The sequence below is a fragment of the Variovorax sp. dw_308 genome (assembly GCF_019207085.1).
GTDB lineage: Bacteria > Pseudomonadota > Gammaproteobacteria > Burkholderiales > Burkholderiaceae_C > Variovorax.
In genome coordinates this window covers 670,233-688,676 of sequence record NZ_JAATOM010000002.1, presented here as the reverse complement: position 1 = coordinate 688,676, position 18,444 = coordinate 670,233, and the positions used below count along the sequence as shown (strand labels likewise).

The 18,444-nt window shown below is 63.8% G+C and carries 18 protein-coding genes; 5 read left to right on the top strand and 13 right to left on the bottom strand.

The genetic code is table 11. The features are described from left to right. The coding region (locus HCU76_RS06390; RefSeq protein WP_218508766.1) for a hypothetical protein at window positions 1-1,587 on the top strand (1,587 nt) is incomplete at its 5' end. A gap of 250 nt (window positions 1,588-1,837) precedes the next feature. Here HCU76_RS06390 and HCU76_RS06385 read toward each other — a convergent pair. The 4 genes from HCU76_RS06385 to lexA all read right to left on the bottom strand — a co-directional run bounded on the left by HCU76_RS06385 (window position 1,838) and on the right by lexA (window position 5,178). Next, window positions 1,838-2,995 (bottom strand): MFS transporter, encoded by a 1,158-nt coding sequence (locus HCU76_RS06385; protein ID WP_213959813.1) that lies wholly within the window; start codon window positions 2,993-2,995, stop codon window positions 1,838-1,840. Further along, entirely contained in the window at window positions 2,992-3,999 is a 1,008-nt protein-coding gene (locus tag HCU76_RS06380) for a D-2-hydroxyacid dehydrogenase family protein (RefSeq protein WP_213959814.1), read from the bottom strand. The genes HCU76_RS06385 and HCU76_RS06380 overlap by 4 nt, the downstream gene beginning before the upstream one ends. Before the next feature lie 66 nt (window positions 4,000-4,065). Then, window positions 4,066-4,380 carry a hypothetical protein gene (locus HCU76_RS06375; RefSeq protein WP_213959815.1) on the bottom strand — a complete coding sequence of 105 codons (315 nt, stop codon included), beginning with the start codon at window positions 4,378-4,380 and terminating at the stop codon, window positions 4,066-4,068. Window positions 4,381-4,491: 111 nt separating this feature from the next. Next, window positions 4,492-5,178, bottom strand: coding sequence for a transcriptional repressor LexA (gene lexA, locus HCU76_RS06370; protein ID WP_213959816.1), 687 nt, complete (start codon window positions 5,176-5,178; stop codon window positions 4,492-4,494). Window positions 5,179-5,252: 74 nt separating this feature from the next. Between lexA and HCU76_RS06365 the strand changes: the two genes are divergently transcribed. After that, window positions 5,253-6,245 carry an asparaginase gene (locus tag HCU76_RS06365; protein WP_213959817.1) on the top strand — a complete coding sequence of 331 codons (993 nt, stop codon included), beginning with the start codon at window positions 5,253-5,255 and terminating at the stop codon, window positions 6,243-6,245. Window positions 6,246-6,297: 52 nt separating this feature from the next. Here HCU76_RS06365 and adk read toward each other — a convergent pair whose 3' ends face one another. The 6 genes from adk to HCU76_RS06335 form a co-directional block, all read right to left on the bottom strand. After that, on the bottom strand, window positions 6,298-6,954 hold the full coding sequence (adk, locus tag HCU76_RS06360) for an adenylate kinase (protein ID WP_213959818.1): 657 nt from the start codon (window positions 6,952-6,954) through the stop codon (window positions 6,298-6,300). A 132-nt stretch (window positions 6,955-7,086) separates the two neighbouring features. Further along, entirely contained in the window at window positions 7,087-7,842 is a 756-nt protein-coding gene (gene kdsB, locus HCU76_RS06355) for a 3-deoxy-manno-octulosonate cytidylyltransferase (RefSeq protein ID WP_345944814.1), read from the bottom strand. Between the two features lie 86 nt (window positions 7,843-7,928). After that, a complete protein-coding gene (locus HCU76_RS06350; protein ID WP_213959820.1) occupies window positions 7,929-8,111 on the bottom strand; it encodes a Trm112 family protein in 183 nt (60 codons plus the stop codon). After that, complete coding sequence (gene lpxK / locus HCU76_RS06345) at window positions 8,092-9,072, bottom strand: tetraacyldisaccharide 4'-kinase (RefSeq protein WP_213959821.1); 981 nt, start codon at window positions 9,070-9,072, stop codon at window positions 8,092-8,094. Before lpxK ends, HCU76_RS06350 begins: the two co-directional genes overlap by 20 nt. A gap of 3 nt (window positions 9,073-9,075) precedes the next feature. Continuing rightward, a complete protein-coding gene (locus tag HCU76_RS06340; protein ID WP_213959822.1) occupies window positions 9,076-9,501 on the bottom strand; it encodes a biopolymer transporter ExbD in 426 nt (141 codons plus the stop codon). Window positions 9,502-9,585: 84 nt separating this feature from the next. Further along, window positions 9,586-10,218, bottom strand: a complete 633-nt coding sequence (locus HCU76_RS06335; protein ID WP_213959823.1) for a MotA/TolQ/ExbB proton channel family protein — start codon at window positions 10,216-10,218, stop codon at window positions 9,586-9,588. A 322-nt stretch (window positions 10,219-10,540) separates the two neighbouring features. Here HCU76_RS06335 and xseA point away from each other — a divergent pair, with 322 nt between their 5' ends. Further along, the gene (gene xseA, locus HCU76_RS36535; protein ID WP_213959824.1) at window positions 10,541-11,821 is read left to right on the top strand and encodes an exodeoxyribonuclease VII large subunit; all 1,281 of its coding nucleotides are present in this window, start codon (window positions 10,541-10,543) and stop codon (window positions 11,819-11,821) included. 84 nt (window positions 11,822-11,905) lie between these two features. Further along, entirely contained in the window at window positions 11,906-12,487 is a 582-nt protein-coding gene (locus tag HCU76_RS36530; protein WP_213959825.1) for a superoxide dismutase, read from the top strand. Window positions 12,488-12,728: 241 nt separating this feature from the next. On the opposite strand, the gene HCU76_RS06325 is transcribed toward HCU76_RS36530, so the two are convergent. Both HCU76_RS06325 and HCU76_RS06320 read right to left on the bottom strand, forming a co-directional pair. Then, window positions 12,729-13,181, bottom strand: a complete 453-nt coding sequence (locus tag HCU76_RS06325; protein ID WP_213959826.1) for a DUF192 domain-containing protein — start codon at window positions 13,179-13,181, stop codon at window positions 12,729-12,731. Between the two features lie 192 nt (window positions 13,182-13,373). After that, a complete protein-coding gene (locus tag HCU76_RS06320) occupies window positions 13,374-13,691 on the bottom strand; it encodes a cell envelope biogenesis protein TolA (protein ID WP_256354026.1) in 318 nt (105 codons plus the stop codon). Between the two features lie 223 nt (window positions 13,692-13,914). Here HCU76_RS06320 and icd point away from each other — a divergent pair, with 223 nt between their 5' ends. Beyond that, window positions 13,915-15,174 carry an NADP-dependent isocitrate dehydrogenase gene (gene icd / locus HCU76_RS06315; RefSeq protein ID WP_213959828.1) on the top strand — a complete coding sequence of 420 codons (1,260 nt, stop codon included), beginning with the start codon at window positions 13,915-13,917 and terminating at the stop codon, window positions 15,172-15,174. A gap of 394 nt (window positions 15,175-15,568) precedes the next feature. Here the strand turns inward: icd and HCU76_RS06310 are convergent, their stop codons facing one another. Then, complete coding sequence (locus HCU76_RS06310; protein WP_218508765.1) at window positions 15,569-17,587, bottom strand: alkyl/aryl-sulfatase; 2,019 nt, start codon at window positions 17,585-17,587, stop codon at window positions 15,569-15,571. Between the last annotated feature and the right edge of the window lie 857 nt (window positions 17,588-18,444).

Here is an 18,444-nt window from a genome sequence, read left to right as displayed (position 1 = left end):
GCTCCGGTCCCGCCGCCACCCGCTCCCGCGCCGGCTGTCGAAGCGCCGCCGGCGGGTCCGCGGCTGAAAATCGAGGCCCTGGAACCTGCGCTCACGCGTGACGGTGGCCTGAAGACTTCCCCCCAACTGACCGTTCCCGCGACCGAGGACCTGGCCAAGCGCGCCCAAGCCGCTGCCCAGTGGCGAGCGCTCGCGGCCCCGCCGGAAGACGCGCAGCGCGAATCCCAGCGCATTCAGTCGCTCGAGGCGACCTTGGCCGCCCTGCGGGAACAAACCGCGCAGAACCAGCGCGCGCTGCTCGAAATGCGCAGCGAGCTGGCCGATGCCCGCGAGAGCCGCTATCGCAATCCGCTGGTCTACATGCTTGTCGCGCTGCTGGCCTTGGCGGTGCTCGCCATCGGCTTGCTCTGGCGTGTGTCGCGTCGCGCCACGGCGCCAGCCTGGTGGGGCGATGCGCCCGAACCGCGCCCGGCACCAAGCGGCGCACCTCCCGTGTTGCCCGCCGACAGCAAGTTCGACGAAGAAGAAGACGAGCACGAGCCCACCCAGCGTGCGCCGCTGGGCGGTCGTGAACTCGATCCGCGCCACGCCGCATTGCTGGCGGCGACCAATGCCGATACGACCTATGGTCCCACTGGCGTCGCGGTCGTCGCGCCCGTCGAGGTCGCGGCCACGCGCCCGGTCAATACCGAGGAACTGTTCGATGTGCAGCAGCAATCGGACTTCTTCCTTTCGCTGGGCCAGCACGACCAGGCGATCGCCGTGCTCGTAGAGCACATCGCGGCCAACCCGGATACCAGCGCGTTGGCTTATCTCGACCTGTTCAAGATCTATCACGCGCTGGGTCGTCGCGATGAGTACGCCCACCTGGCGACGGACTTCGAGCGCGCCTTCAATGCCGAAGTCCCCGAGTTCGACGACTTCTCGCTCGGTGGTCGCGGCCTGGAGCACTACCGCAGCGCGCTCGCCCGTATCGAATCGCAGTGGCCGACCGCAGGCACGCTGGCGCTCATCGAGGAACTGGTGTTCCGCAAGCCGGGCGTGCACGAGGACGAGGCCTTCGACCTTGCCGCCTACCAGGAACTGTTGCTGCTCTACGCCATTGCGAAGGAAGTCGTCGACCCCGACACGGCGCCCGCGCCGATCACGCCGATCCCGTTCGTCGACACGTTCAGCCATGACATGCAACCCACGGCGCGTGCCACGCTGATGAGCGAGCCGACCGTGATGATGCCGGCCGCATCGATCCCCGCCCCGTTGATCCCCGAGCCCAGGCCGGCAACGACAAAGGCGCCGTCTACCCCCAAGCCGCCGATCGAAGCTTTCCCCTCCATCTACGGCGAGATCGATGCAGGCTTGCTGGCCGAAACCGAAATGAGCCCGGTGGAATCGTCCGAGACGAAGCCGGCCGTCGACATGGACCTGGCGCAGTTCGACAAGACTGCTTTCGAGACCATCGCTGCGCCCATCGAGCCTCCGCCGACAGCGCCGGCTTCGGGTCCGGCCGATCCGCACATCATCGACTTCGACCTGTTCGATCCCGAGACCGAAGCGGAGATCGCGCCGAAGCGCATCATCAAGCGCTGAGAGCGGCGACCTACGCTACGGTTGATATCCGTTGCGGTGGCGCTGCATTTCCGATCGCGCCACTCAAGGCAGTGGCATGCAAAAGGGAGCCCTTCGCGGGCGCGCCGCGAATTGGGTTTGCCGGTCACCGGTGCTGCCGTTGAAACGTTGGGAACCCGAGAGCAGGCTTACCCGATCCGCAAGAGCTGCTGCTGCCCCTGCTCTCGCCCGCGCGCCGCACGCGCGCGCATTGGGCGGAAGGTTGGTTGAATCACTCCGGCTTTGGCAAGCGCTCAACCACAATGCTCAGCGCCATCGCCGCAAGCATCGTGAAGAAGCCGACCCAATGCATCCAGCTCGCGGCGTCTTGCGCCAGCAGCCAACCCCCGGTGGCAGCGCCGATGGCCTGCCCGATGAACATCCCCGAGCTGTTGAGCGCGACCGACCCGGGCGCCATCGCCGGCGCCATTCCGACCAGCCGCGCCTGCTGGGCCGAATTGGCCGCGAAGCAGCCGAGGCCCCAAGGTAGCAGCACCAGGGCGAAGACCACGAAATTGATGCCCAGCGGCCACAGCAACAGGCTCGTTGCCATGAGCACCGTGGTCACCAGCGCCGCGCGGCCCGCGCCAATGCGGTCGATGTAGCGACTGACCAGGAGATTGCCGACCAGGCCACAGGCGCCAAACCAGCCCCAGATAAAGCTCTGCGTCGTTGCGTCGGCGCCGAGTTGCTGCTTGAGCAAGGGGGCGAAATAGGCGAACACCACGAATTGGCCGGTGCTTTGCAATGCGGTGACCGCCAGCACGCCCATCAAGGCCGGACTCCTGAAGACGCGCACCCAGGCCGCCCGCGTGAGTGCCGCGGGGCGAATGCCGTTCGGCATCGTCCACCATATCGCGGCCGCACTGAAGAATGCGGCGACGGCAATGGCCACGAATGCAGTCCGCCAGCCGTAGTGGCCGCCGAGCCACGCGCCCAGCGGCAGGCCCAGCACCGATGCCATCGACCAACCGAGGAACACGAACGTCACACCCCGGCCGCGCTGATCCGCCGGAACCAGCATGCCCACTGACGCCGCGGCCTGCGCCGTGAAGATGGCTGGCGCCAGCATCGTCAGCATGCGCATGAGCAGAAGCCCAAGGTAGCTCGGCATGAGTGATGCCGCCACGTTGCAGACCGCATACCAGACCATCGTCAGCGCCAGAAGCGTTCGCCGGTCCCAGCCCGCCACAAGGGCTGCCAGCAGCGGTGCGCCGAAGCAGACTACCAGCGCGCCCGCCGTCATCAGCTGGCCCGCTGCAGCCACGCTCACGCCGAACGAATCACTGATCTCGTTGAGCGTGCCCGCGACCAGCATGACGCCGGTGCCGATGACGAAGTTGCCCGCCAGCAGCGCCCAGAGCGCGCCCGGAAGCGGAGGGCGACTCAACGGCGAACCTGCAAGGCGCCAGGATTGACGATGTTGGTCGGATTGCCCTTGATGAAGCTCGCGACATTGTCGAAAGCCTGGCCGAAGTAGAGCTCGTAGCTCTCTTGCTCGACGTAGCCGATGTGCGGCGTGCAGATGCAGTTTTCAAGGCGCAGCAGCGCGTGTCCCTGCAGCGGTGGTTCGCTCTCGAAGACGTCGATCGCAGCGAGACCGGGCCGGCCCCGATTGAGTGCTGCAAGCAGGGCGTCGGACTCGACCAGCTCTGCGCGCGACGTGTTGACGAACAGCGCGGTCGGTTGCATCCGCGACAAGTCCGCCAGGGTCACGATGCCGCGTGTCTCGTCCATGAGCCGCAGGTGCACCGAGAGCACATCGGACATCTCGAACAATGCCTCGCGGCTCGGCGCGATCTGCAGTCCGTCGGATCGCGCCTTGGCGCAACTCGCTTCACGTCCCCAGATGACGACCTGCATGCCGAAGGCCTGTCCATAGCGCGCCACCAGTTGCCCGATGCGGCCGTAGCCCCAGATACCGAGCGTCTTGCCCTTGAGCACCGATCCCAGGCCGAAGTTCGGCGGCATCGAGGCCGACTTGAGGCCGGACTGCTGCCATGCGCCGTGCTTGAGGTTGCTGATGTACTGCGGCAGCCGGCGCATCGCGGACATGATCAGGGCCCAGGTCAACTCGGCTGGAGCAAGCGGCGAACCGCTGCCCTCGGCCACCGCGACGCCCAATTCGCTGCAGGCGTTCACGTCGATGTGGCTGCCCACACGGCCGGTTTGCGAAATGAGCTTGAGCTTGGGCAGCTTCTCGACCAGTTGCCGGGAGATCTGGGTGCGCTCGCGAATCAGGACGATCACGTCAGCGTCTCTCAATCGCACCGACAGTTGGCCGATCCCCTTGACGGTGTTGGTATAGACCTTGGCGGCATAGGCGTCGAGCTTGCTCGCGCAGCGCAATTTGCGCACCGCATCCTGGTAGTCGTCGAGGATCACGATATTCATGGCACGTTATTGTGCCTTGCACCCTCGAAGGCCGTGCGCTGCGTGTGTCGCGCCCGCAAGGATGGCTCAATGCATCAGGCGCCTGGCATCGTCCGCGGCTTCCAGCGCGGCGAGCCGGTCGAGCTCGGCGCAGACATCGGCCATGCGGCCCGAGATGACGACGCGGCCCGCACCGGTGGTCGTGCGCTGTGCATCCAGTATGCGCACCACGCGCAAGGGCCTGGCGCCAGGCGTCGGCTTGCTCGCGGATGCGCGGGCCGTGCATCCGGGGCGCACCGCCACGTAGCGCAGCCCGCTCCGGCGACGCGCGGGCATCCATCGGCTGGCCAGCGATTGCAGGGGCGTGAAGATTTCAGCCAAGGTCAGAAAAGCGATTCCCATGTGAACTCCAGATTGGTCAGAGGTTGAACACAGGCAGGATTTCTTCAGGTCGACCGCAACAGGGTGATGGCCTCTTCGCCATACGCCCGCCACCTGTTGCGTCGGTAATGGCTACATCAGCATCGTGTTCCGGATCAGGCCGACGGCCAGGCCTTCGATTTCAAAGGGCTCGCCCGGCTGCACGATGATGGTGGGGTAGTCGGGGTTTTCGGCATGCAGCTCGATCACCTGCTTGTTGCGCCGCAGCCGCTTGACGGTGACTTCATCGCCGAGGCGGGCGACGACGATCTGGCCGTTGCGCACTTCCTTGGTGGACTGGACTGCGAGCAGGTCGCCATCCATGATGCCCGCGTCGCGCATGGACATGCCGCGCACCTTGAGCAGATAGTCGGGCTGGCGTTGGAACAGCGTGTTTTCGACGTAGTAGGTCTGATCGATGTGTTCCTGCGCGAGGATCGGCGAGCCTGCCGCGACTCGGCCGACCAAGGGGAGCGCCAATTGGGCCATGCCGGGCAGGCCCAGCGAATACTGGCTGGAGCGTGTTTCGTTGATGGCGCGCAAGACCTCGCCCTTCAGGCGGATGCCGCGCGAGGTGCCGCTGACCAGTTCGATGACGCCCTTGCGCGCCAGCGCCTGCAAATGTTCTTCGGCCGCGTTGGCGGACTTGAAGCCCAATTCAGCCGCGATTTCTGCTCGTGTGGGCGGCGCGCCGGTCCGGGCAATAGCGCTCTGGATCAAGTCCAGGATCTGCTGCTGGCGGGCGGTAAGCTTGACGGCAAAGTTCGACAGGTTGAGCATGCGCTTGACTCCTTGCGGCACTGGTTGAATATCCAGTACCTGTATTTTTAACCAGTTTCTGAAAGATGGCAAGCATGGTCGCGAGCAAGGCAGTGAAGGAGTCCAGGCGCGTGGTGGTCCTCGGCACGGGAGGCACCATTGCCGGCCGGTCCACGCAGCCCGGCGACAACATCGGCTACACGGCGGCGGAGGTCGGCGTGTCGGAGTTGCTGGGTGGCATCGAGGTGGCTGGCGTCACGTTGCAGTCGGAGCAGGTGGCACAGGTGGACAGCAAGGACATGGACTTCGCGATCTGGCAGCGCCTGGCCGCGCGTTGCGCGCATTGGCTGGTGCAGCCAGATGTCGTCGGTCTCGTGATCACGCATGGGACCGATACGCTGGAAGAGACGGCCTTCTTCCTGCATTCGACGCTGCGGTCGCAGAAGCCTGTGGTGTTGACATGTGCGATGCGGCCGGCGACGTCGCTGTCGCCTGACGGGCCGCAGAACGTGCGGGATGCGGTAGTCGTTGCGGCTACGGCAAATGCGAGCGGTGTGCTCGCGGTCTGCGCGGGAGTGATCCATGGGGCGCTCGATGTGCAGAAGGTCCACACCTATCGGCTCGATGCCTTCTCTTCCGGCGACGCCGGACCGATCGGCTATGTCGAGGAGGGTGCGGTTCGTTCCGTGCGGAGCTGGCCCTCGACGAGCACACAGTGGTCGCCGGCGGAGATCGACGCAGTTTCAGGCGCCAGTGCTGCGCCTCGCGTGGAAATCATGCTGAGCCATGCCGGCGCGAGCGGCGCGATCGTCGATTCGCTGGTCCGGGAGCATGCAGTTGGAGGCACGGACGCCGTCCAGGGGTTGGTGCTGGCCGCCACCGGCAACGGCACGCTGCATCACGCGTTGGAGGCGGCTGCGCTCAGGGCGCAGGCAGCGGGCATCGCGGTACTGCGCGCCACGCGTTGCTCCAATGGCCGCATCCTGCCCAAACCCGGGGATGCGTTGCGCGATGCCGGCGGGCTGAGTCCGGTCAAGGCGCGCATTGCACTCATGCTTGAATTGCTGACTCGCCAGCCGTCGCGCTGACGCAGCGCGTCGAATCAGGGGCCCGCGTCCGGGCCCCGCTTCTCGCTCTCGCTTAGTTGCTCAACGCCGCGAAGGCCCGTTGCGTGATGTCGTCCACGCTGCCGACGCCGGCGATGGCGCGGTACTTCGGCGCGGCCTCAGGCTCGGTCTTGGCCCAGGTGGCGTAGTAGTTCACCAGCGGGCGGGTTTGCTGGCTGTAGACGTCGAGCCGATGGCGCACGGTCTCTTCGTTGTCGTCGGGGCGCTGGATCAGCGGCTCGCCGGTCACGTCGTCGATGCCTTCGACCTTGGGCGGATTGAACTTGACGTGGTAGGTGCGGCCCGATGCCGAGTGCGAACGACGTCCGCTCATGCGTTCGATGATGTCCTCGAAGGGCACTTCGATTTCCAGCACGTAGTCGAGCTTGACGCCTTCGGCCTTCATCGCCTCGGCTTGCGGGATCGTGCGGGGGAAGCCGTCGAACAGGAAGCCATTCGCGCAATCGGGCTGCGTGATACGTTCCTTGACGAGATTGATGATCAGGTCGTCGCCGACCAACCCACCCGATTCCATGACTGACTTGGCTTGAAGTCCCAGTGGCGTGCCGGCCTTGACTGCGGCGCGCAACATATCGCCCGTCGAGATCTGCGGTATGCCGTATTTCTTGCAGATGAAAGTCGCCTGCGTGCCTTTACCTGCCCCGGGGGCGCCCAACAAAATCAGTCTCATGGTGTCCTCGAAAGGGTTCTTGGGATATCGATTGACACCCCACGCATGCCGCTCGGGCAGGTCAGGTGTCATGACTGCTTCGAGGATAGCATGGGCATTTGCCCCTCCCTCTGGGGGAAAACCGCTGTCTGGCTATGGCGTCGCGGCGACGCGCGCGCGGACGCGCACCAGGTCTTCCGGCGTGTCGACGCCCGGACCCGGGGCATGGTCGCTCACGTGCACTGCGATGCGATGGCCATGCCACATGGCGCGCAATTGTTCGAGCGCTTCGACGGATTCGATAGGCGCGGGCGGCAGGGCTGGGAACTGGCGAATGAATCCGGCGCGATAGCCGTAGATGCCGATGTGTCGCAATGGCGCCGGCGTCGGCAGCGCACCCGGCGACTCGCTGGCGAAGCCGTCGCGCCACCACGGTATCGGTGCACGGCTGAAGTAGAGGGCATGGCCCCGCGCATCCAGCACGGCCTTGACCACGTTCGGGTTCAGGAAATCCTCAGTCGAATCGATGGCGTGCACGGCGGTGCTCATCGATGCTTCGGGTTCATTGGAAAGGGTCATCGCCACGGCGTCGATCAGCGACGGATCGATCAGCGGCTCGTCGCCCTGCACGTTGACCACGATTTCATCGTCGGCCAGGCGGAGCAACGTGCAGGCCTCCGCCAGCCGATCACTGCCGCTCACATGGTCGGTGCGGGTGAGGAGGACTTCGACGCCATGGGCGCGGCAGGCGTCCACGATGCGCACGTCATCGGCGGCGACCACGACGCGCGTCGCGCTCGACAGATCCGCCCGTTGCGCGACACGGACCACCATGGGAATGCCGCAGATGTCCGCCAGCGGCTTGTCCGGCAGACGCGTCGACGCGAGCCGTGCGGGAATGAGGACGATGAAGCGAACGTCCGCGCGAGGTGCGCCGTTGTCCTCGTCGCGGCCTGAAGCGGGGGACGCAGCACCCGGAAGCGATCCGGCGTTGCTCAAAGCCCCAACTCGTCGTCGGTCAGGGTTCGCGCCTCGTTTTCCAGCAGTACCGGAATGCCGTCGCGCACCGGATAGGCGAGGCGTGCGGAGCGGGAAGAGAGTTCCTGCTTCTCCGGGTTCCAGGTCAGCGGCCCCTTGGTCACGGGGCAGACCAGCAATTCAAGCAGCTTGGTGTCCATCGAGCGATGATAGCTTTGCGTCGAGCGCGTCGAAGAACGCGGGCTCGGGCGTGAACACCAGCGGCACGGCCAACGCTTCCGGGGCCACGCGCCACAGCTTCACGGCGTCCTTCTCGGTGCAAAGGAGGAGCTGGTTCCCTGGCGGGCGTTGCCAGTCCTCGAAATCGAAATGGTCCGGCAGCGGCAAGCAGCGTTCTGGCTGGATGCCGCGCGCTCGCAACATCTCGAAGAAGCCGTCGGGCTTCGCAACGGCGGCCAGGGCGACAACGGGTTGGCCAACCAATTCCGCGAGGGAGACACGGCTGCCATCGCTGCGCAATGCATGGTCGGCCAGCGTGCGTTGCGAACGAAAGCCCCTGTCGAATGCCGGCCGGGCGCCGGTGTGCAGCACCAGGTCGCAGCGCCGCGGCCAGTGCTCGCGCAATGGTCCCGCCGGCAGCAACCAACCGTTGCCAACGCCGCGATCGTCGAACACGCAAATCTCGAAGTCCCGCGCGAGCGCCAGGTGCTGCAGCCCGTCGTCGCTCACGATGAGCCGGGTTCGAGGATGCTGCTGCAGCAAGGCGCGTGCGGCCTCGATGCGCTTCGCCGCGACGAAGACCGGCACGCCTGTGAGCTGGCGTGTCAGCGCGGCCTCGTCGCCGACCTCGTGCGGGTCGGCGCCGGGCAGCACCTCCCGGCAATCCGTTGTCTTGCGGCCGTAGCCACGCGAGATCACGCCGACCTGGACGCCGCGCGCGCGCAGATGCTGGACCAGCGCGATCACCACGGGCGTCTTGCCCGACCCACCTGCGATGACGTTGCCGACCACCAGCACCGGGACGTCCACGCGCTCGGTGCGAAAGACGCCAAGCCGGTACAGCCAGCGTCGCAGGCCCGCCAATGCGCCGAAGACCAGCGAGACCGGCCACAGCAGCCGCGCCAGCGGGCCGCGACCGAGCCATGCCCGCTGCAGATCCAAGCTTCAGCGCCCGGCCTGTGCGGCCGATTGCGTCGCGAACGTGATCTGCATCAGCCCGGCTCGGCGAGCGCCCTCCATGACCGTGATCACGGATTGATGGGAGGCATTGGCGTCGGCACTGATCACCACCACCGAATCCTTGCCGCCCCGTGATGCGGAGGAGAGCGCGGCGGCCACCGTTTCGACGCTGCGATCGGGCAGGACGGTCTTGTTGATCGAATAGCGACCGTCTGCTGACACGGCGGCAATGATTTCCTTGGGGTAGTCGCGCTGCGCGTCCGCGTCCGCCACGGGCAGCCGCAGTTGCATCTCCGTGAACTTGCTGTACGTGGTCGACAGCATCAGGAAGATCAACACCACCAGCAGCACGTCGATGAACGGAATCAGGTTGATCTCCGGTTCATCGCGCGCACCGTGGCGAAAATGCATGCGGCCCCGCGTCACGACATGCCTCCGCAGGCCCGCTCAGATGAGCCGAGGGGTAGCGAGTTCAGGATGGGACAGGGCATGCGGCTACTTCCTCAGCGCGTTCAGGTGTCGTGCGAAGCGCTCGCCTGCGAGTTCCAGGTTCAGCAGGTACTCGTCGACGCGCGTGCGGAAGTATCGCCAGAAGATCAGCGTCGGGATCGCGACGATAAGCCCGAAGGCCGTGTTGTAGAGCGCAATCGAGATGCCATGCGCGAGTTGCGCCGGGTTGCCCGACCCCACGCCCCCGCTCGCAGGCGACTGCGAACCGAAGATCTCGATCATGCCGATCACCGTCCCCAGCAGCCCCAGCAGCGGTGCGGCGGACGCGATGGTCGCCAGCGCCGGCAGCCAGCGCTCGAGCTTGTGCGCGACGGTGCGGCCGGCCGCTTCCATGGCGGCGCGCAGATCGTCTTCCGTGCAACGCGGATTCGCGTTGAGCGCCCGGAAGCCCGAAGCCAGCACCTGCCCGAGCGCGGAGTTCTGTTCCAGCTTGGTGACCACGTCCGGCCCCGGAATCGAGGAATGCGATACCGTGATGGCTTCGTCGAGCAACTTGGGTGGCAGGACGCGAACGGTCTTGAGGTTGACGAAGCGCTCGATGACCAGCGCAAGCGCCAGCACTGAGCAAGCGAGCAACGGCCAGATGGGCCAGCCCGCGGCAACTATGATCGATAACAAATGATTCTCCAGCCGGGTGGATTGCAAAATTCGGCGCGATTATCTCCGAGCGACGGGTCTGCGAAGGGAGCGCCAACCCTGTAAGACCAGACGCACAGTTTCTGTGGACAACTTTGTGAGTAACTGCGCTGGAAAGGCGTCCGGAGCCGCATGCACAGGGGCTCTCATTAGATCGACTTAATTTTGAGCAGCATATTCTTCAATCAAATCAATTACTTGCACGGCAGAGACTGTATGTGTGGCGACATCGGCGGGCTGCCCGCGCTTGGTGCATGCGGCTGTGGAGCAATCACCGGGCCAACTCGCTTTCCATGGATTTCGTGTGGGTGAATTTAATGAAGTTTCGGCGTTGGCGCGCCGAGTCTGGCCCGTAGGTGCCCTTTGTCGCGCGGTGGCCGATGCGATCGACGCGCGCTTCAATCCGGTGACCGTGCGCGGCGAGATTTCCGGCTTCTCCCGCGCGTCGAGTGGCCACTGCTATTTCTCGTTGAAGGACGAAGCGGGCCAGTTGCGTTGCGCGATGTTCCGGCGTGCCGCAAGCCTTCTGGATTTCCAGCCGCGCGACGGCGACCAGGTCGAGGTGCGTGGCCGTCTTGCGGTGTATGAGCCCCGGGGGGACCTGCAACTGGTCGTGGAAAGCCTGCGCCGCGCCGGCCAGGGTGCCCTGTTCGAGCAGTTCCTGCAGCGCAAGGCACGGCTGGAGGCCGAGGGCTTGTTCGATCCAGCCCGCAAGCGACCGTTGCCGGTGATGCCAACGCGCATCGGCCTCGTGACTTCGCTGGGCGCTGCCGCATTGCATGACGTCGTGACGGCGCTGCGCCGCCGCGCGCCGCATGTCGAAGTCGTGCTGGCGCCCGCGGCAGTGCAGGGCGCACAGGCGCCGGCCGAACTGGTCGACGCCTTGCGAGCGCTCTACGCGCTGGTCCCGGCGCCGGACGCCATCTTGCTTGTTCGCGGCGGCGGTTCGATCGAAGACCTCTGGGCCTTCAATGACGAAACCCTGGCGCGCACGATTGCGGCAAGTCCGGCGCCGCTGGTCAGCGGTGTCGGCCATGAGACCGACTTCACCATCGCCGATTTCTGCGCCGATGTTCGCGCACCCACCCCTACGGCGGCGGCCGAACTGGTGGCTGCCCCGCAGGCGCTGTGGCTGGACGCGCTCGGCCTCGTGGGAGAACGGCTGGACGACGCGCTCGGCCGCCGCCTCGATGCGCTCGAGCAGCGGCTGGACCTGGCCGCGGGCCGGCTCGGACGGCCTTCCGGCCTGGTCGCCCGCCAGCGCCTGGGTCTCGCGCACCAAGCGCAGCGCCTCCACTATGCGGTCGTCTCGAAAACTGAGCGGCTGGCGCAAGCGCAGCGGGTCTTGCAAGCCGACCTGCCCTTGAAATTCGCGCGCGCGCTGGCACAGCGGCAAGATCGCCTGGGGCGCATCGGCGATCGACTCCAGCTGCTCGACCCGGCTCTTGTGCTGCAGCGCGGCTACGCGTGGCTCGCAGACCCGCAAGGGCGTGCGATCACCAGCGCACGGCAACTCGCCCCCGGCGACGCGGTGCAGGCGCGCCTGGCGGACGGGATCGTGGAGATGACGGTCAATGCAGCCTGAGGGGAAGCGTCTGCGTCCGACATCAGGTGCGGCAATCCTTTCTAGAATGCTGCACTCCCACAACCAACCCGCGAGTCAAAAAACATGGAACACGTACTTCCTCCGCTGCCGTATGCACTGGATGCGCTGGCCCCCGAGTATTCGAAGGAAACGCTCGAGTACCACTATGGCAAGCATCACAATGCCTACGTGGTGAACCTGAACAACCTTCAGAAGGGCACCGAGTTCGAATCCATGACGCTCGAAGAGATCGTCAAGAAGTCCAGCGGCGGCATCTATAACAATTCCGCCCAGATCTGGAACCACACCTTCTTCTGGACCTGCATGAAGCCGCAAGGCGGCGGCGCACCCACCGGCGCCTTGGCCAAGGCCATCGAGACCAAGTGGGGCAGCTTCGACGCGTTCAAGGAAGCCTTCACCAAGTCGGCCGTCGGCAACTTCGGATCGGGCTGGACCTGGCTGGTGAAAAAGCCGGACGGCACCGTCGACATCGTCAACACGGGCGCCGCCGGTACGCCGCTGACGACCGCGGACACCGCCCTGCTGACCATCGATGTGTGGGAACACGCCTATTACATCGACTACCGCAACCTGCGCCCGAAGTTCGTCGAAACCTTCCTGGCCAAGCTGGCCAACTGGGATTTCGCCGCGAAGAACTTCAGCTGATCCGAAGCTCGGCGATCAGGCAAGGCCGACCCGATGAGGTCGGCCTTTTTCTTGGCGGCGCATGAAAACAAGGCGATCGAACCCATGCGTGGGCACCCGCGGACTCGGCTTTGCCGGGCCGTGTTGCGCGCCCTCGAGGGGCCGAGGGCCGCGGCTCCAAGCCTGCCTTGGCGGCCCGCAAGAGCTCCGCCTAGGGCTGCCGCCCATGGCGCCGCAGGCGCGTTCGGGGGGAGGTTAATTTCTAGCGGTGCGCTTCGAACGGTGGGCCACCGAGCTTGACGCCCTTCTTGATGTTCTTCTTGGCGAACCAGCCTTGGTTCATTTCCAGGACATAGCGCACCGGCGCCTCGGAGCAATGCGTGTTGGTGGTTTGCGGCTGCATGTCGACCAGGTTGACGATGCGTCCGTCATCGGCCACGAAGGCGGCCGTGAGCGGCAGGATGGTGTTCTTCATCCAGAAACACTGGGTGGACGGCTCCTCGAATACGAACAGCATGCCTTCCTGCTGCGGCATTTCCCTGCGGAACATCAAGCCGATCTCACGCTCGCGCGGTTGCAGCGCTACTTGGGCGTCGATCTGGTACATGCCGGCCGTCAGGCGCACGCGCTGCAGATCCGTCTGCGGTTCCTGCGCCAAGGCAGGGGCCATGGCCGTCAATGACAGGGCGAGAAGGGCGAAAAGGCGCTGGAACATGGGTTGACTCTTGAAAGGAAACGGCGGAGGTTGCCAAGGAAGGGCGTTCGACCCCATGGCCTCCAATCGGGCTGCGAAGCTTACATCTTGCGGCGACGCTGCCGGAGGCGGCGATGGCTTTCCCGACTTTCGATGTGCGACGGACCACAAAAAAGCGCCCCGCAGGGCGCTTTGATGGACGCGGGTCGCGACTTACTTCGCACCCGGCATATCGGGCGTGCCGCCTTGGGTCGAACGGCGCTTCTTGGTGCCGTCCTTGTTGGTGCGGCGGGTGTCGCGGGTTTCAGCACGTGCTTCGCCGGATGCGGCAGCCTTGTCGGTGCCGATCGCGCCGCCTTCGGGCGTCTTGGCGATGTCGCCGGCGGGTGTCTTCACCTGGCCTTGTGCCTTCGAACTCTTCTTCGTTTCAGCGCGTTGCTGGGACTTGCTGTTGGTCGCGTTGCCTTGCTCGTCCGACGTGCCGCTCGGGTTTTGGGCGTATGCACCAGCTGCGAACAGGCCGGCGATCATGACTGCGAGAATCTTGCTCATTACTGAATTCCTCATGGATGGGTTGTAAACGCCTCCCGGCCAGCAGAAGGTCTGCCAACAACGAAGGCGCCTGATCTGTGGTTGACAGATGTTTAGAGCCTTTGCCGGTTGCGTCTAAAATTCTACGGCCATTCAGCCGACTGGAAACACACTGTCTCCTAGTCACCACTCCTCGACATTTCTCCCCGGAGCGCCCGACCACATGCCAAGCTATCAGCACATCAAAGTCCCGACTGAAGGCCAGAAGATCACGGTCAACGCCGACAATTCTCTGAATGTGCCCGACCAGCCCATCATTCCGTTTATCGAGGGAGACGGCACAGGCCAGGACATCACGCCGGTGATGATCAAGGTGGTTGATGCAGCGGTGGCCAAGGCCTACGGCGGTAAGAAGAAGATTCACTGGATGGAGGTCTACGCCGGTGAAAAGTCGACCAAGGTCTACGGTCCGGACGTCTGGCTCCCGGAGGAAACCCTGCATGCCGTACGCGACTATGTGGTTTCCATCAAGGGTCCGTTGACCACGCCAGTGGGCGGTGGCATTCGTTCGCTCAATGTCGCGTTGCGCCAGGAACTGGATCTTTATGTGTGCCTCCGCCCGGTCCAGTATTTCCAGGGTGTGCCCAGCCCGGTGAAGGAGCCGCACAAGACCAATATGGTGATCTTCCGCGAGAACTCGGAAGACATTTACGCGGGTATCGAATTCGAGGCCGAAAGCGAAAAGGCCAAAAGACTCATCAAGATCCTGCAAGAAGAATTCGGCGTCAAGAAGATTCGCTTTCCGAATACCTCGGGTATTGGCGTCAAGCCGGTTTCACGCGAAGGCACCGAGCGGCTCGTGCGCAAGGCATATCAATATGCGATCGACAATGACAAGTCCAGCGTGACCCTGGTGCACAAGGGCAACATCATGAAGTTCACAGAAGGTGGCTTTCGTGACTGGGGCTACGCCTTGGCCGCCAGGGAATTCGGCGCGGAACTCATTGACGGCGGCCCGTGGATGAAGTTCAAGAATCCGAAGAGTGGCAAGGAAATCACCGTCAAGGACAGCATCGCCGATGCGTTCCTGCAGCAGATCCTGTTGCGCCCGGCCGAGTACTCCGTGGTCGCGACCCTGAACTTGAACGGCGACTACATCTCCGATGCCCTGGCAGCCCAGGTTGGCGGCATCGGCATCGCTCCCGGGGCGAACTTGAGCGACACCGTGGCCATGTTCGAGGCCACCCACGGCACTGCGCCCAAGTACGCGGGCAAGGACTACGTGAACCCGGGCTCCGAGATTCTTTCCGCCGAGATGATGTTGCGCCACATGGGCTGGACGGATGCGGCCGACCTGATCATCAGCTCGATCGAGAAGTCGATCGCCAGCAAGAAGGTCACCTACGACTTCGCGCGGCTGATGGATGGCGCTACGCAGGTGAGTTGCTCGGGCTTCGGTCAGGTGATGATCGAAAACATGTAAGCTCAGTTTCAGGTCGCTCCACAAAACGTCACGTTGATGGAGAAGTTGAAGGAAATCAACAACTTGAGCTGAATGAGCGTCCCATGTCCCTGCCACTCCTCAAGCAGGCGTCCTCCGCAGGCGAGGCAGGCTCGGCCTTGATGAAAGAGACCGGTTCAGCACTCGCGACGATTGCTGAGCCGGCCCCCAGTACCCCTCGTTGAGCCGGGAGCGCGGGCGGCGCACGCCGAGGGCAGGGAGAAAGGCGCGGCTATTTTGCCGCCGATGCCGCCACGCGGAGTGTTCGATTTACGTCGCAACGGAGCGCGACACAGGAGGCCACAACGAATCGCTTCACGACCAGAACGTTTTGCCTTCGAACCTATGGCGGGAGGCGGCAGGAGCTTCCCACGCCTTATGGTGTGACGATGGGGAACCAGAAGTCGAAGTTATCCAGATAGGAAACCAGCTCACCCAGCTTGCCTTCGTTGCCCTGAACCTTGACCGCGCCTGAGGCGATCGCATCCTTGAGCGTGGTCTCCTTGAGCATGATCTTGTTGATGGTGTCGCGCGTCAGCGTCAAGCTGGTGTCGGCGTTATTGAGTACACGGCCTTCGGTATGGTTGAGCACGCCGTTTTCCATCTCCAGTGCGTACTTCTTCTTCAGGTCAGTGAAGTCCAGATTAATGCGAATGGTCTTGCCATCAGCCTTCACGCCATCGAGGCGCATGGCCAGGTAGTCGAAGAACAGTTCCATGTTCATCGCACGTACCGTATCGGGGCTGGCCGTGTCCGGTGTCGGCAGCTTCTTGACTCCTTCACGCAGTTCCTTGGCACCGGTGAGGTAGAAGTTTCGCCACGGGCCGCTCTCGGCCTGATATCCCAATTGCTCCAGTGCGTCTGCCTGAAGGTTCTTGGCGGCCTGGTTATTGGGATCAGCGAACACGAGGTTGTTCACGACCTGAGCGACAAAGCGATAGTCACCCTTGTCGTAGTACTCCTTGGCCTTCTTCAGCAGGTTGTCGGCGCCGCCCATCATGTCCACGTAGCGCTTGCCCGTTTCGTCCGGTGGCAACTCGTTCAAAGTGGCGGGGTTGCCGATGAACCAGCCCAGGTACAGCACGTACGTGGCCTTGACGTTGTGGTTGACCGAGCCGTAGTAGCCGCGATTGGAGAAGTTCGCGGCAATCGCCTTGGGCATCTTGAACTGCTCGGCAATCTCCGTCATGGTCATGCCCTTGTTCGCCATGCGCAGCGTCTCGTCGTTGATGTAGCGGTACATGTCGCGCTGCTGTGCCAAGTGGTCGTTGACTTGCTTATTGCCGAACACCGGCCAGTGGTGCATGCCATACATCACCTGCACGTCACTACCCCACATGCTCATCGCCTGGTTGAGGTATTTGGACCACGGCAACGGCTCGCGAATCTTGGCGCCGCGTAGCGAGTATGTGTTGTGCAGCGTGTGCGCGGAATCCTCGGCAGCGTTGAGCGCCTTCTTTTCTTTGATGTAGAAGAGGAACTCGGCTGGCGCCTCGCTACCCGGCGCATACAAGAACACGTAGGTCAGCCCGTCGATGGTGCGGGTGTCGCCTGTCTTGCCGATGATGTCCGTGGGCGGGATCAGCGTCACCGTACCTGCAGATGTCGTGGTGCCCAGACCGGCCCCGATTTGGCCGGTGGGACTGGGAGGCAGCAGGTTGCCGTACATGTAACTGGCGCGGCGGCTCATCGCGGTGCCTGCCATCACGTTCTCGGCCACGGCTGCATCCAGGAAGCCAAGCGGCGCATAGATTTTCACCTTGCCGGACTTCACGTCGGCTTCGTTAATCACGCCGCGTACGCCGCCATAGTGGTCCACATGGCTGTGCGTGTAGATGACGGCGACGACAGGCTTCTTGGGGCGGTTCTGGAAGTACAGATCCAGCGCCGCCTTGGCGGTCTCCGAGGACACCAGGGGGTCCATGACTGTGATGCCCGTCTTGCCTTCGACGATGGTCATATTCGACAGGTCATAGTTGCGGACCTGATAGATGCCATCGGCCACCTTGAACAGGCCGGAGATGTTGATCAGTTGCGACTGGCGCCAGAGGCTCGGATTGACGGTGTCGGGCGCGGGCTGGCCTTCCTTGATGAAGCCGTACTTGGTCGGGTCCCAGATCTGGTTGCCGTTGGGGCCGGTGAGCACGCTTTGCGGTAGCGGCGCGATGAAACCTTTGTGGGCCGCCTCGAAAGAAGTGTTGTCGTTGAACGGCAGATCTTGAAGCAGCTTGGCGTTGGCCGCCTTGGTGGCGTCTGTGGCGAGTTTGGGCTGGTCTTGTGCGTAAGAAAGCGACGAGAGCAAGCCAATAGAGACCGCAACCGTCCAAACAGGCAGACGGCTAAAAGACCTGCCTGAAATTCCCTGGGAGTCGATTAGCGAAGACACGATATTCATGACTCGGACCTTTCACCTCGAAGAGGAAACGCGCGGCCCCCGCGACGCGCGGAGGTTTGGCCGCAGGATTCTGTCTCAATAAGTTGACTGTTTGTTTAGGCCTGTTCCTGAATGCAACCTTGTCGGTGAGGCCGATGCGTTCGAACCCACGGGGCTTGATCTAAAGGCAAATTGATGCCAGTTGGACTGAGATGCAACACCGCTTCAGGCTCGATGATCCCAAGTACGCGGGCCATTTGGCGAGTGTCTGTCTGAGATCTGGTTGCGGCGGGAGAACTGGAGGTTTGCCCGATTGAACAAGCGCCGGAGACAAAGCCTGAACGGCAAGGGGCTCCAAGCAGCCCATCGATCGCGAATCTTGTGCTGAGAGAGCCATCGAACAGGCCCACCGAGGTCGAGGCGTCCCGTCACGGCGTCGAATACTGCAGATTTATCGATGATGCGGCGATGTCGGGGGATGATCCACAACCGCTGATCAATGCAATGGGGAAGCGCTTCGAGTCCATCGGCCCAACAAGCAACCCCGAGAGGTCCAAGCTCCGGATCATGCCGAGCACGGAACCTCAGAAAGTCACCGGCCTCGCGTAGCGATTGCGGCGGGGGCTTGCGGAGGGGGACTGAAACGCACACTCCGTCATTTGGACCGACAGATTCTGATCGAAATCAAGTGACGCAAGCGTCGCCGACACCCATCGGCAGCCTTGACCAAAGTACCCCGGCGGCCTGCAAGACGCCGGGGTTTTTTGTGGCATTCGGGGCGCGCGTGCCGTCTTTCACGCCGCCGGGCCCTTGTTATGTCGGGAAGACGCCACCAATTCCTCTTGGGCCGGCATGGCGCTTGCTCGATCTATAGAATG